Raw genomic sequence first — 2,410 nt, 5'->3', positions numbered from 1 at the left:
CAAAAAGAACCAACTGATTTAGCTCCTTTTGTTAAATATCCTTTTGACCAATGGGAAGATGGGGACACCCTCGGAGGGAAATATAAAGGAACGGATTATTTCCGTGGTTTTATTGAAAAAGCAAGTGATGATAAAACTCAATCTTTCTTCGTTGGTAAAGCTAACTTATTTCACAAAAGCGCTGAACATACATTCGAATTTCATTTTAAAGGCCCTAAATATCTCTTAGAACTAGATCAAGATTGTTTTATTTATCCTGTTAATACCCCGATTTATGTTAGAAACAACGAGGATTTAATTGATACATATAAAGACAAAACCTATTATCTCTACCTCAACCCTGTGCGTAAAACTTTAAGTCTTTATACTGAGAAGTTTAACACAGGAGGAGAATATAAATATAGTGATGATTAATTAATTATTTTTTGTCCTTCAATAAGACATTAAACTGTTGAAAACTATACAAATTATTGGCGAATAATTGTATAGAAAACATTTAATTTATTTGTTTTTGAAATAAATAAAAATTATTTTACAAATATAAATTAATGTTTTTTTGAAAATTTTAACTTTAAGGCTTTGATGAGGATTTGTAATTGATTTATTTATTAAATAAATAATTAAATCTTCAAATACCAAAAAGATAAATTTTCTTAGTATGTTTGATTATCAAACTGTTGAAAAAACTTTAAAAATCATAGGTGTATATGATTTTTAAAGAAATTTATAATTGTGTGATGAATTTTGTGATGATTTTTCAAAACACTTTTGTCTCTATTTTACCTCCATCTTTTGATGGGGGTAAAATATATATATTATATACTTAAATAAATTAATTAAAAAATAAATATGAAATTAAAAAACGAAAGGATTTAAACCAATGAAAGCATGGAAACCAACTCAAAAGAATAAAAATCAAAATAAAAAAACTTCATCTCAAAATAAAAATACTACTATTAAAAAGACAACTAATCACCCTTTAAATAATAAAACACCTTTAATTATTCAAACCCAACCAACAGAAAGCAAAACAAGTTTAATCAAAAAAATAGGTAACATATTTAGTGCTTTACTGCCTATTATGATTGTTTTAGGTCTCTTATATACGGTTTTATTTATCTTTTTTCCTAATGCTTTTGCTCAGATAGGCAAATTCGGCCAAGGTATTGTGGATAAAACTAAAGACCTCGGCCAAGGTGCTATAAATAAAACTAACGAAATTATTTATTATATTTATGACGGAACTAAAGATTTGGCTAAAAATGGTCTAAATTTGTCTGATACAGCAGCTCACATTTTTGCTGTAATAGCGCCAGCTTTAGCTTTAATAGGAGTTGGTTTATTGTGTTTGGCTATTCCTGTCGTAGGCCCATTTATAGGGAAACCTTTGATATTAATGGGTGCAACATATTTTTTAAAAAATTTATTTTTTCCTCCTAACAATACTCCTCCTTCTAATAAAATCCCTCCTACTGAAATTAAAAGAATAGAGAAAGAAGACGAAACCACAAAAAAGTTCAATCCGACAGAAAGGAGTTGATAAAAGAGGAAGGAAATGAACCTCACAAGCAAATACTTACTACCACAGAACAACCAAATAAAACTCAAGAACGTTTTAAAGAAAAATGGTTGGACAATCCGCAAAATCAAGAAGAAATACAAAAATTAGTCCAAACAGAACAAGAGAAAAAACAACAGTTTGATCGTGATAAACAATTTTTAGAAACTAATCTAAAAGCTCAAGAATTAGAACTTTTAAATTTAGAAGCGGAAAACAATAATTATCAGAACTTATTAAAACAAAAAGAACAAGTTTTAGAAGCAAATAAGACCTTATCAGAACAAGAAAAAAACGCTTTAAACGAAGAAATAACAGCATTAAAAAATAATTTATCTCACAATACAGAACAATTAACTTTAAAAAATAAAACTATTGTTGATAATCAGCAAAAAATAACTACTTTAGAAGAACAGCTAAAACAACAAACCCAAGATTTAGAAAAATTAAGACAAGAAATTGAACAAAAAGAAAATATTATTCAAACGAAAGAACAAAATCTAGTCCATAATCAACAATTATCAACCCAAGAAAAAGTTCTTTTACAAACTGAAATTGACACTTTAAAACAAAATTTACAAACAAATAAAATTAATTTTGAAGCTCAACTAGTATTGAAAGATGAAGAAATAAACCGTTTGAATAAAGATAAACACTTGTTAGAAGAGAAATTAGATCAAACCCAAGAAGAACAAAATAATTTAAGAGCTCAACACGAAAAAACTTTAGCTGACATTAAAACACAAATTGAAAAATATCAACAACAAATTCAAGAATTAGAAACAGAAACTAATAATTTAAAACTCCAAATGGAACAAAATCAACATCAAAACGAAGAATGGAAAAAGATTT

The 2,410-nt window shown here is 26.9% G+C and carries 1 protein-coding gene and 2 pseudogenes; all 3 read left to right on the top strand.

Annotation, left to right across the window (positions count from 1 at the left end; genetic code table 11):
• Window positions 1-414: pseudogene (locus ON17_RS03570) on the top strand (hypothetical protein); the annotation flags it as partial.
• A gap of 466 nt (window positions 415-880) precedes the next feature.
• Entirely contained in the window at window positions 881-1,540 is a 660-nt protein-coding gene (locus ON17_RS01900; RefSeq protein WP_017191818.1) for a hypothetical protein, read from the top strand.
• Window positions 1,537-2,410 (top strand): annotated as a pseudogene (locus ON17_RS01895) (hypothetical protein); the annotation flags it as partial. The gene ON17_RS01900 and the pseudogene ON17_RS01895, both read left to right, overlap by 4 nt.

The organism is Poinsettia branch-inducing phytoplasma str. JR1 (genome assembly GCF_000309465.1).
GTDB classification, from domain to species: domain Bacteria; phylum Bacillota_I; class Bacilli_A; order Acholeplasmatales; family Acholeplasmataceae; genus Phytoplasma; species Phytoplasma pruni.
Note: the sequence above shows the minus strand (reverse complement) of the source record. Positions and strands in the feature narration are given on the sequence as shown.